This window comes from Candidatus Tisiphia endosymbiont of Ditula angustiorana, from assembly GCF_964026425.1.
Taxonomy (GTDB): Bacteria; Pseudomonadota; Alphaproteobacteria; order Rickettsiales; family Rickettsiaceae; genus Tisiphia.
The window spans coordinates 1,379,486-1,397,312 of record NZ_OZ032143.1; the positions used below are offsets into that span (position 1 = coordinate 1,379,486).

The 17,827-nt window shown below is 31.8% G+C and carries 17 protein-coding genes; 15 read left to right on the top strand and 2 right to left on the bottom strand.

Annotated features, from left to right (window positions below; genetic code table 11):
• Positions 1–5 precede the first annotated feature (5 nt).
• The 13 genes from mnmG to cyaY all read left to right on the top strand — a co-directional run bounded on the left by mnmG (position 6) and on the right by cyaY (position 12,771).
• Complete coding sequence (mnmG, locus tag AAGD29_RS06525) at positions 6–1,853, top strand: tRNA uridine-5-carboxymethylaminomethyl(34) synthesis enzyme MnmG (RefSeq protein WP_341757535.1); 1,848 nt, start codon at positions 6–8, stop codon at positions 1,851–1,853.
• Complete coding sequence (rsmG, locus tag AAGD29_RS06530; RefSeq protein ID WP_341753750.1) at positions 1,853–2,452, top strand: 16S rRNA (guanine(527)-N(7))-methyltransferase RsmG; 600 nt, start codon at positions 1,853–1,855, stop codon at positions 2,450–2,452. Before mnmG ends, rsmG begins: the two co-directional genes overlap by 1 nt.
• Positions 2,427–3,191 carry a ParA family protein gene (locus AAGD29_RS06535; RefSeq protein ID WP_341757536.1) on the top strand — a complete coding sequence of 255 codons (765 nt, stop codon included), beginning with the start codon at positions 2,427–2,429 and terminating at the stop codon, positions 3,189–3,191. The genes rsmG and AAGD29_RS06535 overlap by 26 nt, the downstream gene beginning before the upstream one ends.
• Entirely contained in the window at positions 3,188–4,060 is an 873-nt protein-coding gene (locus tag AAGD29_RS06540; RefSeq protein WP_341757537.1) for a ParB/RepB/Spo0J family partition protein, read from the top strand. The genes AAGD29_RS06535 and AAGD29_RS06540 overlap by 4 nt, the downstream gene beginning before the upstream one ends.
• Positions 4,061–4,711 carry a fructose-6-phosphate aldolase gene (fsa, locus tag AAGD29_RS06545; RefSeq protein WP_341757538.1) on the top strand — a complete coding sequence of 217 codons (651 nt, stop codon included), beginning with the start codon at positions 4,061–4,063 and terminating at the stop codon, positions 4,709–4,711.
• Positions 4,712–5,205: 494 nt separating this feature from the next.
• A complete protein-coding gene (locus AAGD29_RS06555) occupies positions 5,206–6,108 on the top strand; it encodes a DNA adenine methylase (RefSeq protein WP_341757539.1) in 903 nt (300 codons plus the stop codon).
• Positions 6,101–6,568 (top strand): PD-(D/E)XK nuclease superfamily protein, encoded by a 468-nt coding sequence (locus AAGD29_RS06560; protein WP_341757540.1) that lies wholly within the window; start codon positions 6,101–6,103, stop codon positions 6,566–6,568. The genes AAGD29_RS06555 and AAGD29_RS06560 overlap by 8 nt, the downstream gene beginning before the upstream one ends.
• Positions 6,569–6,676: 108 nt before the next feature.
• On the top strand, positions 6,677–8,344 hold the full coding sequence (ettA, locus tag AAGD29_RS06565) for an energy-dependent translational throttle protein EttA (protein WP_341757541.1): 1,668 nt from the start codon (positions 6,677–6,679) through the stop codon (positions 8,342–8,344).
• 274 nt (positions 8,345–8,618) lie between these two features.
• Positions 8,619–8,963 carry a DUF2672 domain-containing protein gene (locus AAGD29_RS06570; protein ID WP_341757542.1) on the top strand — a complete coding sequence of 115 codons (345 nt, stop codon included), beginning with the start codon at positions 8,619–8,621 and terminating at the stop codon, positions 8,961–8,963.
• 142 nt (positions 8,964–9,105) lie between these two features.
• Positions 9,106–10,557 (top strand): IS4 family transposase, encoded by a 1,452-nt coding sequence (locus AAGD29_RS06575; protein ID WP_341757292.1) that lies wholly within the window; start codon positions 9,106–9,108, stop codon positions 10,555–10,557.
• A gap of 12 nt (positions 10,558–10,569) precedes the next feature.
• A complete protein-coding gene (locus AAGD29_RS06580; protein ID WP_410521196.1) occupies positions 10,570–10,887 on the top strand; it encodes a TfoX/Sxy family protein in 318 nt (105 codons plus the stop codon).
• 589 nt (positions 10,888–11,476) lie between these two features.
• A complete protein-coding gene (gene mltG, locus AAGD29_RS06585) occupies positions 11,477–12,445 on the top strand; it encodes an endolytic transglycosylase MltG (RefSeq protein ID WP_410521197.1) in 969 nt (322 codons plus the stop codon).
• 2 nt (positions 12,446–12,447) lie between these two features.
• Positions 12,448–12,771 carry an iron donor protein CyaY gene (cyaY, locus tag AAGD29_RS06590; protein WP_341757545.1) on the top strand — a complete coding sequence of 108 codons (324 nt, stop codon included), beginning with the start codon at positions 12,448–12,450 and terminating at the stop codon, positions 12,769–12,771.
• Positions 12,772–13,127: 356 nt separating this feature from the next.
• Here cyaY and AAGD29_RS06595 read toward each other — a convergent pair whose 3' ends face one another.
• Positions 13,128–14,633 carry an Npt1/Npt2 family nucleotide transporter gene (locus tag AAGD29_RS06595; protein WP_341758770.1) on the bottom strand — a complete coding sequence of 502 codons (1,506 nt, stop codon included), beginning with the start codon at positions 14,631–14,633 and terminating at the stop codon, positions 13,128–13,130.
• Between the two features lie 520 nt (positions 14,634–15,153).
• Positions 15,154–15,789 (bottom strand): hypothetical protein, encoded by a 636-nt coding sequence (locus tag AAGD29_RS06600; RefSeq protein WP_341757546.1) that lies wholly within the window; start codon positions 15,787–15,789, stop codon positions 15,154–15,156.
• A gap of 188 nt (positions 15,790–15,977) precedes the next feature.
• On the opposite strand from AAGD29_RS06600, the gene AAGD29_RS06605 reads away from it, so the two are divergent.
• Positions 15,978–16,388, top strand: coding sequence for a hypothetical protein (locus AAGD29_RS06605; protein WP_341757547.1), 411 nt, complete (start codon positions 15,978–15,980; stop codon positions 16,386–16,388).
• Positions 16,388–17,827, top strand: coding sequence for a tRNA lysidine(34) synthetase TilS (tilS, locus tag AAGD29_RS10310; RefSeq protein ID WP_410521139.1), 1,440 nt, complete (start codon positions 16,388–16,390; stop codon positions 17,825–17,827). Before AAGD29_RS06605 ends, tilS begins: the two co-directional genes overlap by 1 nt.

A 17,827-nucleotide genomic window follows, 5' to 3' on the forward strand; every position in this document is an offset into this window, starting at 1 on the left:
GTCTTATGAAATATAGCGTTGTAGTTATTGGTGGTGGTCATGCTGGTTGTGAGGCAGCTTCCGCTTCTGCACGTCGTGGTGTAGATACTCTTTTAATCACTCTAAAGCTAGATAATCTTGGTGAAATGTCTTGTAATCCTGCAATAGGTGGAGTGGCAAAAGGTACTCTAGTGAAAGAGGTAGATGCACTTGATGGGCTTATGGGTAAAATTATAGATCAAGCTGGTATACATTATAAGATGCTTAATGAAAGTAAAGGGCCAGCAGTTTGGGGACCAAGAGCTCAAGCTGATAGAAAACTTTATAAAAAAGCTATGTATAATGCTTTGATAAATCACCCAAATTTGACAATTTTATATGCATCTGTAGAAAATATTGAAATCCAAGACTCTAAAGTAAAAGCATTGATTTTAGACGATGGTACGAGAATTGAATGTCAAAAAACTGTGTTGACTACAGGTACGTTTTTATCTGGACTCATTCATATAGGACCTAAAAAAATCCCATCTGGTAGAGTGGGTGAAAGACCATCATACGGCTTATCTAACACATTAAAAGATCTAGGTTTTTCTCTTGGTAGGTTAAAAACTGGTACACCTCCAAGAATAGATGGGAGAACAATTGATTATAACGAAGTAGAAGTGCAGGCTGGAGATGCCGTACCACGCCCTTTCTCTGAACTTACAGATTCTATTAAGGTAAAGCAAATAAATTGTTTCGTTACTAGAACAACTGAACAAACTCATGAAATTATTAGAAATAATTTAGATAAATCAGCTATGTATTCTGGACAAATCGAGGGCATAGGACCAAGATATTGCCCATCTATTGAGGACAAGGTTACTAGGTTTTCTAAAGCAAGTCATCAAATATTTTTAGAACCTGAAGGTTTGGATGACCATACTATATACCCAAATGGTATATCTACATCATTACCTGAAGATATACAACTAGCATTACTAAAGACAATTCCTGGTCTTAAGAAGGCTACAATGTTAAGACCAGCCTATGCAATAGAATATGATTATGTTGATCCTAGAGAATTAAAAGCAACGTTAGAAACAAAAAAAGTTGAGGGGTTATACTTTGCTGGTCAAATTAATGGCACTACTGGTTATGAAGAAGCGGCGGGGCAAGGAATCATAGCAGGTATTAATGCAGCTTTATCACTAAAAAGTCAATCAAATTTTATTTTGACTAGAGCAGATGCCTATATTGGTGTTATGATTGATGATTTAATTACTCTTGGTACAGCAGAGCCTTATAGAATGTTTACTTCTAGATCTGAATATAGGCTTTCAGTTAGGGCAGATAATGCAGATTTAAGACTAACTCAAATGGCTATAGATTTTGGTATTGTATCTGATTTACGCAAAGAGATTTTTAACAAAAAATGTGAAGATATTCATAAGGCAGAAAATATTGTAAAAACTATTTCTTTAACAACCACTAAGTTAGCTAATCTAGGTGTGTCTATCTCACAGGATGGTTCGCATAAAACAGCCTTTGATTTATTAGGATTACCAAATTTTGGTGTCGATAAAACAATAGAAATCTTTCCAGAGCTTGTTTCATTAAATAGAAAACTTCTTCATTATCTTTATATCGAATCAAGGTATTCCTCTTATTTGATTAGACAGAATGCAGATATTCAATTATTTAAAGAAGAAGAGTTGGAATTGTTAGATGATGATATTGATTATTTTAAAATACCAAGTTTGTCTACAGAGGTACGAGAAAAACTACATCATCATAAACCAGATACTATTGGTGCGGCTAGAAGAATATCCGGTATTACTCCAGCCGCTTTAATAGCAATTATAATTTATATGAAAACAAGACATAGAAATTAATGCTTAACTATGGTAACATTTCACGTGAAACAATAAATGCTCTTGAAAAATATCAATCGTTAACATTGAAATGGAATAAAACTATTAATCTCGTTTCTTGTAATACTGAACATGAGTTTTGGGTAAGACATATTTTAGATTCTTTGCAATTAATGAAATACATAAATGAGCAAAATATCCATTTAGTAGATGTTGGTTCGGGTGGTGGATTTCCAGGGATAGTATTGTCTATTGCAGGGATACAGAATGTTACTTTAGTGGAATCTGATATAAGAAAGTCTATTTTTTTATTGCAAGCTTCTAAAATTTCTAGTAACAAAGTAAAGGTGGTTAATCAACGAATAGAAGATATTAAATTAGATTGTGATATATTAACTTCTAGGGCATTTGCTCAGTTAGAGAAAATATTTGTTTATACCAAACATATTAATGTAAAAAATAAGTATTTGTTATTTAAAGGTGAGCAGTATCAAAAAGAAATTGAGATTGCCAAAAAGAGGTGGTCTTTTTGTCATTCGGTATATGATAGTGAGACTTCTAATAATAGTAAAATTCTAGAAATTAGTAATATACATGACAAAAATAGTTGCGATAGTTAATCAAAAAGGTGGAGTTGCTAAAACTACGACTACTGTAAATTTATCGACAGCTTTATCTGTAATGGATAAAAAAATTTTAGTAATAGATTTAGATCCTCAAGGAAATAGTAGCACTGGCTTTGGTATAAGTCAACAAGATAGAAAAGTTACTATTTATCAGGTATTAACAGGTTCAAAGCCTATTGAAGAAGCTATAATACAAACAAATATTCCAAATTTACAATTAATTACAGCTAATACTAATTTGTCTGGTGCCGAGTCGGATTTGTTAAATATAAAAAAGCGAGAATATTTATTATCAGATTTATTAAATAACTTAGTCGATGACTATGATTATGTTATAATAGATTGCCCTCCATCTCTTAATCTGCTGACAGTCAATGCGTTAGTTGCTTGTGATAATGTGTTAATTCCTATGCAGTGCGATTTTTATTCATTAGAAGGGTTAAGTCATTTACTAAAAACAATTGAAATTATAGAGAAGAATCTAAACCCAAAAATAAAAATTGCTGGTATTTTATTTACTATGTATGATAAACGCAATCTATTAACTGAGCAAGTGGAAGAGGATGTTAGAAAATGCTTAGGAAGATTGGTATTTAAGACAGTTATTCCAAGGAATATAAAACTATCTGAGGCACCATCTTACGGTCAGCCAGCAATTATTTACGATCATAAATGTGCTGGCTCTATTGCTTATATGGAACTTACTAAAGAGATTTTAGGTAGAAATATATGAAAAATAAAGGTTTAGGTAAAGGGTTGTCAGCTTTGCTTGGAGAAGAGGTTTTTACTATAGAGAAAGATGAATTAGTGAAAATTATAGATATCGATAAAATTGAAGCTAGGAATAATCAACCAAGGAAAAAATTTGAGTATGATAAAATAAAAGAATTATCCGATTCCATAAGTAATAATGGTTTGTTACAACCAATTATTGTTAGTTCAATTAGCAATGGGAAATATAAAATTATAGCTGGTGAGAGACGTTGGCGTGCTTGTAAGATAGCTAAGGTTACTGATATTCCTGCAATTATAAAAAATTTAAATGATAAAGAGATTATAGAAATAGCTCTAATTGAAAATATTCAAAGGGAGGAATTATCGGTTATAGAAGAATCAGAAGGATTTGAGCGGTTAATAAAAGAGTTTGGTTATACACAAGAGCAGCTAGCAGAAAAACTTAGTAAAAGTCGTAGTCATGTAGCTAATCTGTTAAGACTAAATCAATTACCACAATCTATCAAAGATAAAATAAATGAAAGACTTTTAACTATGGGTCATGCAAGATGCTTAATTAATCATGAGCAGGCTGAGGTAATAGCTAATCATATTATTGAGAATGATTTAAGTGTTCGACAAACTGAAGATATAGTAAGAAATTGGTCTAAAAATGAATATACAAAAACCCCAGAACGTGATAAACGTATAGGGAAAAGTTTTTTAAAAGAAAGTAGTAAAGAGAACGATCTACAATTATTAGCTAAATCGTTGTCAGAAAGGTTTAACATAAAAGTAACTATTGAAGACTACCCAATTGGTGGAAAACTAATATTCCACTATGGTAGCTTAGAGGAGCTTGATTCAATTTTATTGAGGTTAAATTAAATGCAAATTTTTTTAGATAGTGCTGATATTAAAGAAATTGATGAGATTAACCAATTGGGTATAATTGATGGTATAACTACTAATCCTTCTTTGATGTCTAAAACAAAAGATGATTTTGGATCAACCATTGTTAAGATATGTAAGATAGTACGCTCTGATGTTAGTGTAGAAGTAGTTGCCAATAATGTCGATACTATGATTAGCCAAGGTAATAAAATTTTAGAAATATCCAGCAATATTGTTATTAAATTACCTATGACATGGAATGGTATTAAAGTATGCCAATATTTTGCAGATAAAGGAAGAAAAGTGAATATGACGTTATGCTTTTCTGTTAATCAGGCTCTTATCGCCGCAAAAGCTGGAGCGTATTATGTATCACCTTTTATAGGTAGGCTTGATGATATAGGTCAAAATGGTATGAGTTTAATAAGCGATATAAGACAGATGTATGATAATTATCAATATCAGACAAAAATCCTGGCTGCATCTATAAGAAACCCTAACCATGTTTATCAATCTGCTATGTACGGAGCTGATGTTGCTACAATGTCTAGTAAAATTATCAAACAATTATTAGATCATCCACTAACAGATTCAGGTTTAGAGGTTTTTAATAGAGATTGGGCTAAATCTAGATTAAAGTTTTAATAGTTAAAAAAAGAGTTATATACTGCTATATTTCAAGTAACAACACATAAAAAAGTTTATCTTCACTGTAACTTTCAAGAGATATAAAAGTTACTCAAAAAAACAGTTTGGCTTATGATTCATAGGATAAGAGAAGCAACACAATAGAAAGTTTTTGGGCTGTGTTTAAGTGTGGAGTGGTTGGGAATTATCATTAAACCTATCGTGACTTTACTTCTGTTGATGATTTTGTACGTAGATCCGGTACTCAAATCTTTACGTACATTTAAGTATGCTACGGTTCGAGGTGAAGTGTTTCCTTCAAACCCCTCAGTATAAGCGAGTTTCGAAAGAGGTCTATTTTATAAACAAGAAACACACTGGAAGATATTTGAATAAATTTATCTTTAAGAGATAATTTGGGGAATCATAAAATTAGGTGTTATGTTTAATAACATTCTTGTAAATGCTAAAGGACAGTTGATACTTGGCATATAAAACTTTGGTAAATTCTTATGCAAATTGAATTAGTAAACAATTTAGGAATATCGTTTAATGAAGCTTTATCAAAAATAGGAAAAAGTGTACTAAAAAATGATGACATAATAACTGAAAACGACAGTAAAGCAAAACCATTTGTAAAATGGGTAGGTGGAAAAAGAAGTTTAATAAAAGAATTATCCACAAGAACACCGCAAACTTATAAAAGATATTATGAACCATTTGTAGGAGGAGGAGCCCTTTTGTTTGCTCTTACTCCATCTAGTGCAACTATATCAGACATAAACCTAGATTTAGTTATTACATATGCTGTGATTAAAAATAATCCTCAAGAATTGATAAAGCTACTAACAAAACATAAAGTAAATCATTGTGAAGAATATTATTACAAAATCAGAAAACAATTTATTAATGATAATGATGTAGAAGTTGCTGGACGTTTTATATATCTTAATAAAACCTGTTATAATGGTTTGTATAGAGTCAATAACAAAGGGGAATTTAATGTGCCTATGGGGAAGTACAAAAATCCAGCAATAGTTGATGAGACAAATATAATAGCTTGTAGTAAACTACTACAAAATGTTGATATACAACATCAAGATTTCAGCGAAATTTCTCCAAATAAAGGTGATTTTGTTTATATTGACCCTCCTTATCATCCTATAAATAATAAATCGTTTACTAAATATACAAAACTTGATTTTACAGAAATAGATCAGATAAAACTTTATCAAAAATGTAAAGAGTTAAACGATAAGGGTGTATATTTTATGCTTTCAAACTCTAATATTCAGTTTATAAAGCATATGTATAAAGATTTTTATATAGAAATTATAGAAGTGCCACGCACTATTAATTGTAAAGCTAATGGAAGGAAAAATGCAGAAGAGGTTTTGATTAGAAATTATGAATAAAATACAAGGTGGAACAACTGCAAATAAAACAGGGAACGAACTTGAGGTATTTATAAATAATCGTCTTGTTAGGGAAGGTTACGTTTTTGTTCCCAAGACTAGATTTATTGCTTCACAAGCATTAGCCCAACCAATCTATACTAGACAATTTAATTTAGGAGAAACTATCTATAATACTGCTTGGCAATGCGATTTTATTCTATATCATCCTACAAAACATTCTAATTGTCTTGTTATTGAATCTAAGTGGCAACAATCAGGCGGTTCTGCAGATGAAAAATACCCTTATACAATATTAAATATTAGAAAACAAAGTGTTTATGATGTTATTATCATTATAGATGGAGATGGTTACAAAAAAGGTGCTTTACAATGGTTAAAGGATCAAGTTCATGGAAACTTAAAAGGTGTTTTTAGTATGTCTGAATTTACAACTTGGACAAATAAACAAAATATTTAGGTTGTATATGTATATTAGTTCCCTTAAAGAATTCATGTACAGATTAATCTGTACCAGTACTATTTAGAAACTACAAATAAATTACAAAAAATAAAGGAATTAAGAGTTATGTCATATCAATATGTTTATGTTATGAATGGTCTAAGTAAGACTATTAATGGTAAACAAATCTTAAAAGAAACGTATTTATCCTTCTTACTAGGAGCAAAAATTGGTATTATTGGTCCAAATGGTGCAGGTAAATCTACTCTTTTAAAAATTATGGCAGGTATTGACAAAGAATATGACGGTGAGGCTTTTGTAGCTAGTGGGATTAGGGTTGGCTATTTAGCTCAGGAGCCGCATCTTGATCCTACTAGAAATGTTTTTGATAATATTATGGAAAGTTTAAGTGAGAAGAAAGCTTTAATCGATGAATTTAATGAAATAAGCTATAAATTTGCTGAGGAAATGTCAGATGATGCAATGAACGAACTTCTAGCAAAACAGGCTGATCTACAGGAGAAAATAGATAGTTGTGATGCTTGGAGTTTAGAGAGGGAAATAGAGATTGCTATGTTTGCATTAAGGTGTCCAGATAAAGATGCTGATGTTACAAAAATCTCAGGTGGGGAAAAAAGACGAGTTGGGTTATGTAAACTTTTACTAGAAAAGCCTGATATGTTATTACTTGATGAACCGACAAACCATTTAGATGCTGAATCGGTATCTTGGCTAGAAAATTATTTAAAAAATTATAAAGGTACTGTAGTAGTTATTACCCATGATCGATATTTTCTTGATAATGTAACGGATTGGATATTAGAGGTGGATCGTGGTAGATGTGTTCCATGGCATTCTAATTACACTGCTTGGCTCGAGCAAAAGCAAGCAAAATTAGAGCTTGAAGATAAAGAAGAAGATGATAGGAGTAAACAATTAAAAAGAGAACTTGAATGGATACGTCAATCACCAAAAGCTAGGCAATCAAAAAGTAAGGCTAGAATTACCGCCTATCAGGATTTGTTGACCAAACAAAAAGAACAAAGATCCGGCACTGCACAAATTATTATACCTAATGGTCCACGCCTAGGCGATTTAGTTATAGAGGCAGAGCATATAGCAAAGAGATACGGTGATAAGGTGTTGTTATCAGATTTTAGCTTTAAGGTTGTTCCAGGAGCTATTGTTGGTATTATAGGTCCAAACGGAGCAGGTAAATCTACTTTATTTAACATTATCACTGGCACAACTGATCCAAATCACGGCTCTATTAAATTAGGACAAACTGTTAAACTTGGTTACGTTGATCAATCAAGAGATGATTTAGACGATAACAAGACTGTGTGGGATGAGATTTCCTCAGGTCTTGAAGAGTTACAACTTGGTTCTAGATCAATGAAAAGTCGAGCTTATTGTGCAGCCTTTAATTTTAGGGGTGGAGACCAACAGAAGAAAGTAGGGCAACTTTCTGGTGGTGAACGCAATAGAGTGCATATAGCCAAATTACTAAAAGAGGGAGCTAACGTTATATTACTTGATGAACCATCGAATGATCTTGATGTTGATACGTTACGAGCCTTGGAAGATGCGATTTTGGATTTTGCTGGATGTGTATTAGTAATAAGCCATGATCGTTGGTTTTTAGATAGAATAGCAACACATATTATTGCTTTTGATAAAGATGGAAATGCTACATGGTTTGAAGGAAATTACCAAGATTACCATGATTATATGATTAATTTAACAGGGGAAAATATTATTAATCCTAAATATCGTCATAAAAAGTTAGTATAAAATAGACCTCTTGCAGAATTCGCTTCTGCTAGGGAATTTGTAGGAGGGTTGGAATAGTTCCGTTACGGATTCGAGTCTAGTACTACAGTTGTAGTTACTCACAATATTGTCACCCCTGCGAAAGCAGGGGTCTAAGAAAATAGCCAAGAAGACTATTCAACTTTTTTAGACCCCTGCTTTTGCAGGGGTGACATCGTTTTTACTACTGATAATCTAGTGATACTACAATTGTAGTACTAGTCCCGACGCACAAATTACCAGCAGAAGTAGAATTATGAAGAGGTCTATTATGTCTCTAGGAGAAATATTAGTGGTTATGTTAGTAGCACTGATAGTAATGAAGCCAGAAGATATTCCAAGCATTATAAAAAAAATCCAAGAATTTAAATTATACTGCTCAGCTATCAAAAATCAAGCATTGGGTTATATTACGAAAGACTTAAAAATTGATAACGATATTCTAAAGAATAATGCTGAGCAGTTGAATTTTTATTTAGAAAGAATCATTAATATCCAAGGCTATTATGATGGTAATTATTCTCTAGATGAGCTTAAAGCAAAGTATGATGAGCTTATAAAAATAAAAAGTACAAAGTATGTACAAGATTGTAAGAAATAATGAATTTATTGAATATATAAAAGATATATTAGCACCTTTCGGTCAAATAACCTTACTATTACCCACAAAATAACAATGGTGAAAAAGAAGTAAAAATAATATACTGATTTGCAATTAAAATATTACATTGTAGAGGTATAGTATGAGTCAAGAAATAATAAATAATTATTTGACCGAGGAATTTAGTGGAGCTATTTTGGGTGATAAAAGGCTGACAAATAGGTTAATAAAGATAGCTGATAATTTTGCAAATATACCTGAAAGCTCAATTAATCAAGCATGTGGAAATTGGGCAGAAACAAAAGCAGCATATCGTTTTTTTAAAAACGATAATGTTAAGGAATCAAAAATATTAGAAGCCCATATTGCTAAAGCAGTAGAAAGAATCAAAGAGCATGATAAAGTTCTTGTTATACAAGATACTAGTTATATCACATATACTAGTCATAAAAAAACTACTGGATTGGGTGTGTTATCAAGAAAAGAGGGAAAGAATGTTAAAAATATTGAATGTAAAGGTCTGATAATGCATACTGCCTTTGCGGTTGCTACCAATGGATTAGCACTTGGGTTGTTGGATCAAAAGATTCACAATAGACCAGCAGTGCCTGAAGAAATACAACAGTTAAAAAAAACTAGTCATGGTAATGCGGTACATATTAAAGATAAAGAAAGTATGAAGTGGCTTAATGCATTACAGAACACTATTAATGCAACGAATAATAGTAATACCCAAATTATAACTGTTTGTGATAGAGAAGCTGATATATATGATTTTTTTGAATTGGCACAAGCTCAGAAATCTAAAGTTTTAGTTAGAGCTGCACAGGATAGAGAAATAAATAAAAAGTCAAAATATTCCAAAAAAGATAGACAATATTTGTGGAAGGTAGTATCGGGTTTCCAGTGTGCTGGAGAAATAGCAGTTAAAGATACTAGTCAAGAAAATAAAGCTAATAGGATTAGACATTTGGAAGTTAGATTTGGAAAATTTATAATGAATCCTCCTGTAAACAATGTAAGACATAAAACAGAAACATTGCCAAATTTACCAGTATATGCCATCAATGTTATTGAGCGTCGTCCCCCTAGTGGAACAACACCATTAGAATGGATGTTACTAACCAATATAGTTATCAATAATTTTGAAGAAGCTATAGAGAAAGTAAGATGGTATTGTTTAAGATGGAGAATTGAAATTTTTCATAAAATTTTAAAATCTGGATTTAGGGTTGAACAATGTAGACTTGCAACAGGAGAAAGATTAATAAAATACTTGACAATCATGAGCATAATTGCTTGGAGAATTTTTTTTATTACTTTAATTGGCAGAACTAATCCTAATCTACCATGTAGTGTAATATTAGCTGAAGAAGAATGGCGAGTTTTGTATGTAAAGATACACAAAGCAGCTCCCCCTAATAATACAATTCCTACAATAAAAAATGCTATAATATGGGTTGCTAAATTGGGTGGGTATTTAGCAAGAAAAAATGATCTAGAGCCTGGTCCTATTGTATTGTGGAGAGGATGGCAACGGTTATTTGATCTAGTTCAAGGTTATCAATTAGCTAACTCTAATATTTGTGGGTAATAGTAAGGTCAAATAACTACTCGTGCGATGTTCGGTAGTTATGGTATATATAAAGATAGAGTGATAATAGGGATTATTGCAGAAAGTGAGCTATATTTTAAAGCAGATAGCTTCGCCGCTAAATATTTTAAATCTTTTGGCTCACAGCCATTTACCTATAATAGCAAAAATAAGCTGGTAACTATATCATATTGGAAAGTATTACCTGAAATTTTAGATCAAGAGGAAGAACTTGGAAAATGGGTCTCTATGGCGTTTAATGTATCTATTAATTCCAAGAAGATACCTCGTGCTTTAAATCATTTGAGTATATACTCCAATTCGAGATAAGAATTAGTTAACTCTTATCCCGAATTCGCGTTATAGTTAAGCCCATAGGATTAGGTGACAAAGAACATAACAATTGTAAATTGTCATTCCCGCGTAGGCGGGAATCTAGATACCTGCTTTCGTAGGTATGACACAAAATTTGTATCACCTAATTCAATAGGTTTCACTATATATGAGATCATATGGAAAAATTTGCTAATTACTTAAGAGAACAATTACAAAGTGAAGAAGAAGTTAAGGCGTATGTCAATGCTCATAGAATCCTACTTTTTTTATATAACCACTATTAAAATTGCTGCTGATTGTCTATTAGCGAGGAGTCGCTGAAAGCGGCGACGCGGCAATCCAGGATACGCGAAGCGTGCTAGAAAAAACAGCTTCGCTGTTTACCTAGATCGCCACGGCATCTAAAGATGCCTCGCGATGACGATTATAGAAAAATGTAGGGTACTATGGTCAATGCTGCTCCTGAAGACGACAACGCAATTCTTGATTTTTTATTCTAAAGTATACTATTAGTGCTAGTTTATTTTATGTTATAATCTTCTGAAATCATCTCATTCTAATTAGGTATAGCTTGTTTAAGAAAATACTAAAAATAAAAATTGTTTTTGTAACTATTACATTGATTTTGCTGATCAGCGGAATCAATTTTTGTATATTTTACTTATTTGTACCTGGTTTACTTGCAGAAAGTAAAACTCTAATAATCAAGCCTAAATTGTCGATTAATCAAATTACTACGATATTAAATGATAACAAAATCATTAAATATCCTTATTTATTTGCATTTCTTACAAAAATGTATTCATTAAAACATCCTATAAAAAGTGGGGAATATATTTTTACTCAAAATATTTCTCCAATGCAAACTTTAAAAATATTGTCCAATGGCAAATCGATTATTCATAAAATGATTATACCTGAGGGTATGCGTGTGCATGAAATAATACAGAAGATTAATAATGAAGAACGCTTAATTGGTGAGATTCTAGGAACAATTCCTGAAGGATTTTTAATGCCATCTACTTATTTTTTTTCATATGGCGATCAAAAAGAGCAGATCATTGATAAAATGCGAAAATTAATGTCCCTGCAGCTTGACAAAGTCATGGCGAAATTATCACCCAATTCCCCATTAAAAACCCGTCTTGACGTCTTAATTTTAGCATCCATTGTGGAGAAGGAAGCTAGCTTAGATGCAGAAAAACCTTTGATTGCTGCTGTATTTCTAAATCGTCTTACCAAACATATGAAATTGCAAGCAGATCCAACGACGATTTATGCTATAACACTTGGGAAAGATAAACTAGCAAGGCGATTAACTAAAAAAGACTTAGCTATCCAATCACCCTATAATACATATTATGTCTTTAATTTACCACCTGGAGCTATTTCTTGCCCTGGAGTAAAATCTTTAGAAGCTGTAGTAAATCCTGCTACAATTGATTCATTATATTTTGTTGTGAACATTAAGGGAGGGCATAATTTTTCCAATAACCTTAACGATCACAATAAGTACGTTGAGATTTATCGCAAAAATTTGAAGGAGCATTAAGTATGGACAATACTGAATTTGCCAAATTGGCTGAAAAAACAATATCTTTAATTGCCGATACAATTGAGGCAGAGGATAAGAATTGTCTTATCGATATTGATTTTCAAGGTGATATTCTAACCCTAACTACTAACCAAGGAGTATTTGTTATTAACAAACACTCAGCTGCTAAAGAAATTTGGTTATCTTCACCGATTAGTGGTCCTTACCATTTTTATTATGTTGCTGGTAAATGGAAATCAAAATCCTCTGATGATCTAGTTGTTATTTTAGAGCAGGAGTTAAAAATTAATATGCTAAATTGTAGCTATACTCTTCTGCTTTGAAGAATTGTTTTTTGAAAATATCATGGATTCGTATGCTCATGTACTAGATGTACGCTACGCCTGCTCACCCATAGTACCCTACATTTTTCTATAATCGTCATCGCGAGGTATCTTTAGATGCCGTGGCGATCCAAGTAAACAGCGAAGCTGTTTTTTCTAGTACGCTTCGCGTATCTTGGATTGCCGCGTCGCCGCTTTCAGCGACTCATCGCAATGACAATCAGCAGCCATTTTAATAGTGGTTATATAAAAAATGTAGGGTACTATGCTGCTCACCATTCATTTTCAAATCCAATTCTTCAAATCATTTGAGTATATTAGTTGTTATCTTAGATTTAAGGAATAATATCTAAGATTCATGATGTTATATTATTGTACTCTTTACTTAATTCTCTAATCACCCAAATCCATATGGTACAAATTATGCCAAATACTATCATTAAATATATAGAAATAGATTGATAAGTCGCACAAGGCAAAATAATAAATATTAAAGACTGGAGAAGGGCACTTGCTGACTTTCCAAGTTTAGTACCAATTACGTCGGCAGCTGCTTTACCTTTTGTCTTAAGTTCGGTATCTAGAGGAACATATGACATTTCTTTTGTAGAATCAAATAAAGTATATTTACTTGATTTACTTAGAACATTGTTTACTAGTCCCATTGTAATAGCAATCAAAGAAGGATCAGTTAGCATAAAGCTAACCACTATTATGGCAGCAAACCCATCAAAGTTAGATACTGAAAAAAATAGCATGCCAGTTATAAAGACCATTATTGGCGTTATACTTGCTGCTGTAAACCAGCCCAACCTTCTTACAATATTAGAGCCAAGAATAACAAATAAAATGGTAAATATACCAGTAATACTTAGGTAATTGCCAACAAAAGCAGCAAATTCCGTAGGTGTTTTATAAATCTTTGAAGCTGATGCTTTCCAAGGTCCTTCAACTAAATTTATAGCTATACCATAACAAACAAGTAATGTAGCAATTAATCTAATATATCTTGAAGCAATAATCATTTTAAAACTTTCTATAAGAGTTAACGATTGTCTCTTGACAGAAAATTGCAGTTTTTCTACCTGAATTTTATCTAATATTTTATGGTTCAGCATCCAAAAAGTTGCCAATGCTATTACGCCTAATACCAGTACACAACCTAATATAATTTGTACTGAAAGTTCAGTCTCTGTATGTTGTAGGTCAAACTTTTTAATTAGAAATTGATTTAAATAAGCTAAATTTTCTAGAAACTTACCTGATATGTAAAGTCCCGTTTGAGCAAAAAGTCCAAATAAAGGATAGAATCTTTTCGATTGTTCCACCGAGGTTATATTATTAACAAATTGCCAAAAAAGTAATGCAAATATCACGCTCGACCACAATTCTGCTATAATATAAAACAGAGAGAAACTCCAATTAGATAAAAGTAATATAAACCATTTCAAGTTTGGATAAGACTTTATTAAAACGCCAGCATGTTCACTACTCAAATGTAATGCTAGGTGATTAGGAAAAATATAAAAGGCAAATAAGGCAAAAAATAGTAGGAAAATTGACAATATAAGGTAGAATATATATTCTCCTTTCATGTTATTTACTAATTTCACATAGATTATCGACAGCAGAAATGCCGAAGGTAGAACCCCCCAAAATTTAAGGAATGATACAGTTTCGGTACCAATCATGGTATTAACCAAACTGTCTTTTAAGGCTCTGATAATATTTTGTATAAATAAAATACAAAACATCAACAATGTTACATATAGAAATTTAGATAATTCATGCCTTTCGATAGGAAAGACATATTCTGACAGTCTATTTGTTAATTTTGAGGTAGGTGATGTATTGTGAGTTATAGAGAGATACGAAAAAATTTTAGAAATAACTGCCATATAAGACCTAACCTACTTATTGGTTAGGGTTACATATTAAAGCTTATTGTCTTTAGTGTCAAGAAGAATAAGCACGAATTTGAGCAGGGTAATTTAAAAGTTGGGCTGCAAGCCTAATAGATAAAGGAAAAAGTGCTTAATATGCACTCGATGTCATTCTTAGCAACGGCGGGAATCTAAAAAAATAAGCCTGAAAGACTATTCAGTATTATGGATTCCCGCCTACGCGGGAATGACATCGATGGTGGTTGAATTTATATCTATAGCAACTATTAATTGTGACTTTTAAATTACCCTATAATATTTAATAGCCTTTGCACTTGATTTTTTTAATTTTTTAAACATCATAGTTGATGACATCGTTTTTGCCTAAAACCTTCTCGAGTTAGCTATATGTGACTACGGTTCATCCATGCTGCTTTTAAAAAATAATTCTTGAAAGCAGCGAAGAGTTGATACTATATTATTTTTATTACTGTTCTACCTACGTTGTTGTATTACCTGCTAAAGATATATCTTGAGTCTCTTCTAGTACATATTGGGGTGTTGTCGTTATTGACAAGTTAATATCTATCGGATTAATATCTACTGGAGGAACTATTGGGTAATCAACGTTTTCGTTCTTACTGTGAGAACTTTTACATGCTCTGTATATAGCGACAGAACCTATAATAACAGAACCAGCAGCTAAACTACCAGCTATGCCTAAAATTGCTCCTGTTAACATTGTACTACTAACATCCTGATCGTGAGAAATTGGTTTTTCAGTAGTATTATTTTTAGGAGTAGTAATGCCATCAGAGGTAGTAGTACCCTCTAATGTATAACCCTCACTTGTTGCACGTTTTACAATATAATGTGCTGGCAAACTATCTTTATTATCTATCGAGTTAGGGCGAATCATAGAAAGAGTTGTCAATAACAGCATATCTTTAGCTGTATACGACTTAAGAGGCTCTACTTTAGGAAGAGGTTTATCTTGTTTTGAAAAATTATATTTCCGGAAATGATTAGCCCAGTCTCCCTGATTATGTTTGTTACGTCCCATATTTTTTCCTTCTTGTATATTAACAAATTTGTTGCATTCAACTACTTTAGATAAAGTATCAATTAATATCAAGTAAAATTATCATATTTAATAACTAATACTCTAAATATAACAGTATATTAAAAAATTATGATATTATTTGGTATTAAAAAGATTTTCTCAGTATATTTTGATTGACTAAATAGGATTATTATAGTGTATATTAAATTTTGCTAGATTTCACGTTTAGTAAAAAATATATAAAAACATTTTAGGAGCGTATGATGATGAAAAAAAAGAGATTAATTACTACTATAATAGGATTACTATTACTAAGTTCAAATAGCTTAGCAGATACAACAGCTGCAAAATCAAATGCCAATAAAACTAATATTAGTAGTAATGGCAGTAATGATGAATTACAAAAAATTGAGAGCGATTTCAAGTCTTATGTTGCGGGAGTTTCAGCAGAACTAAGAGAAGAAATAATAAAATATAGAATAGAAGTGGCTAAAATTAATGACCAAAAACGTGAATTATATAAAAAAATCTCACAAGAAGCTCAAAACTATCTTGCCAAAGAACGAGACTATAAAAAAAGAATACTATCCTTAAGAAAAAATTCAGCTAAAAACCAAGAGGATACTAGCTCTATTGAGAAAAAATCTGACAAAAAAGATTTGCCTAAATAATGCTTTATGAACAATTTCAGCAGAATATTGAAAAGCTAGTTGATAGACCTCACCTGAGGTCTATCGCATTGGCTATTTCGGGTGGTTCTGATTCCATAGCCCTTTTAATGTTAACACATAAATGGGCTAGCACTAATAGTATTAAGCTAGTAGTGATGTTAGTTAATCATCATTTACGAGAGCAGTCTAAGATGGAGCATGAGTATGTACGAGACTTAAGCCATAAATTGGGACATAGATATCACCAACTTCATTTCGATTACCAAAATAATTTTTCTAATTTACAAGCAAGGGCTAGAGAAGGTCGTTATAAATTAATGACTGATTTATGTAGCAAGTTAGATATATTGGCAATTTTAACAGCACATCACTTGGATGATTATATGGAAAATTATTGTCTGAGATTAGAAAAAAAAAGTAGCCTATTTGGACTTAGTGCTAGCAATATTAGTTGGTATAATAATGTTAAAATAGTGAGACCATTGTTTAACATTCCGAAACAGCAGTTAATTGCATATTTAGTTACCAATAATGTAAAATGGTTTGAAGATGAATCTAATAAATCTGACAAATATCAACGAAATATCATTAGAAAAAAGCTATCCCTAGAAGGAGAATCTATAAAAAATCAAATAATTTCTCAACAATCTAGAATTAACCAAGTAGTAGAAGAAAAATGGCAACCGGAATTGATTGCTTGCATCGCAGAATCAGTAAAAATTTATGATTTCGGTTTTGCTACTGTAAATTTATTAAAATTTGCAGAATTTTCTAGTGCAATAACACTACAGGTAATCAGTTTTGTACTTATCATTATTAGCGGTAAGAACCGCACTAGTAGATCAGGCTCAATAAGCATGATAACAGAACTATTACAACAAAAAATAGACTTTATTAAGACACTCCATGGTTGCGTGATTAAAAAAATTAGTAATAATCTAATAATTTACCGAGAATTTGGTAGGAATTTACCTATAGATATTAGGCTTAATAATGTAGATGTATGGGATGGTAGATTTCATTTCTATATCAATAAACCTCTTGTAGAATTCGCTCTAGCTCAGGAATTTGTAGGAGAGCCGGAACACAGAACCGAAAGCAGTACGAATAACGTATGTGAGGATTCGAGTCTAGCCCCGACGCCCAAATTACCAGCAGAAGTAGAATTATACAAGAGGTCTAATAATTCAGGCTATTTGATCAGTAACCTAACGATCAAGGATTATAGTAAAATAAGGCAAGATTTAGATTTTAAAATACTGAAAGACGCAAGTTTTAACAATCATATAGCTATTTTATTCACCCTACCAGTAGTCAAGATACTTGAAAAAGTTATAGCCATACCCCATATATCGTATTATAATGACCAAGGTTTGGGGAGAAGGCTTAGTGTTTCTTTCTCTCCTAATTTTATATCGCGTTTTACACATTTCTGTTAG

Coding starts and splice junctions, on each gene's coding strand:
- fsa (WP_341757538.1), top strand. CDS start 4,061: ATGCAAATTTTTTTAGATAGTGCTGATATTAAAGAAATTGATGAGATT.
- AAGD29_RS06575 (WP_341757292.1), top strand. CDS start 9,106: ATGAGTCAAGAAATAATAAATAATTATTTGACCGAGGAATTTAGTGGA.
- AAGD29_RS06560 (WP_341757540.1), top strand. CDS start 6,101: ATGAATAAAATACAAGGTGGAACAACTGCAAATAAAACAGGGAACGAA.
- AAGD29_RS06570 (WP_341757542.1), top strand. CDS start 8,619: ATGAAGAGGTCTATTATGTCTCTAGGAGAAATATTAGTGGTTATGTTA.
- AAGD29_RS06555 (WP_341757539.1), top strand. CDS start 5,206: ATGCAAATTGAATTAGTAAACAATTTAGGAATATCGTTTAATGAAGCT.
- AAGD29_RS06540 (WP_341757537.1), top strand. CDS start 3,188: ATGAAAAATAAAGGTTTAGGTAAAGGGTTGTCAGCTTTGCTTGGAGAA.
- ettA (WP_341757541.1), top strand. CDS start 6,677: ATGTCATATCAATATGTTTATGTTATGAATGGTCTAAGTAAGACTATT.
- AAGD29_RS06605 (WP_341757547.1), top strand. CDS start 15,978: ATGATGATGAAAAAAAAGAGATTAATTACTACTATAATAGGATTACTA.
- cyaY (WP_341757545.1), top strand. CDS start 12,448: ATGGACAATACTGAATTTGCCAAATTGGCTGAAAAAACAATATCTTTA.
- rsmG (WP_341753750.1), top strand. CDS start 1,853: ATGCTTAACTATGGTAACATTTCACGTGAAACAATAAATGCTCTTGAA.
- mnmG (WP_341757535.1), top strand. CDS start 6: ATGAAATATAGCGTTGTAGTTATTGGTGGTGGTCATGCTGGTTGTGAG.
- AAGD29_RS06535 (WP_341757536.1), top strand. CDS start 2,427: ATGACAAAAATAGTTGCGATAGTTAATCAAAAAGGTGGAGTTGCTAAA.
- tilS (WP_410521139.1), top strand. CDS start 16,388: ATGCTTTATGAACAATTTCAGCAGAATATTGAAAAGCTAGTTGATAGA.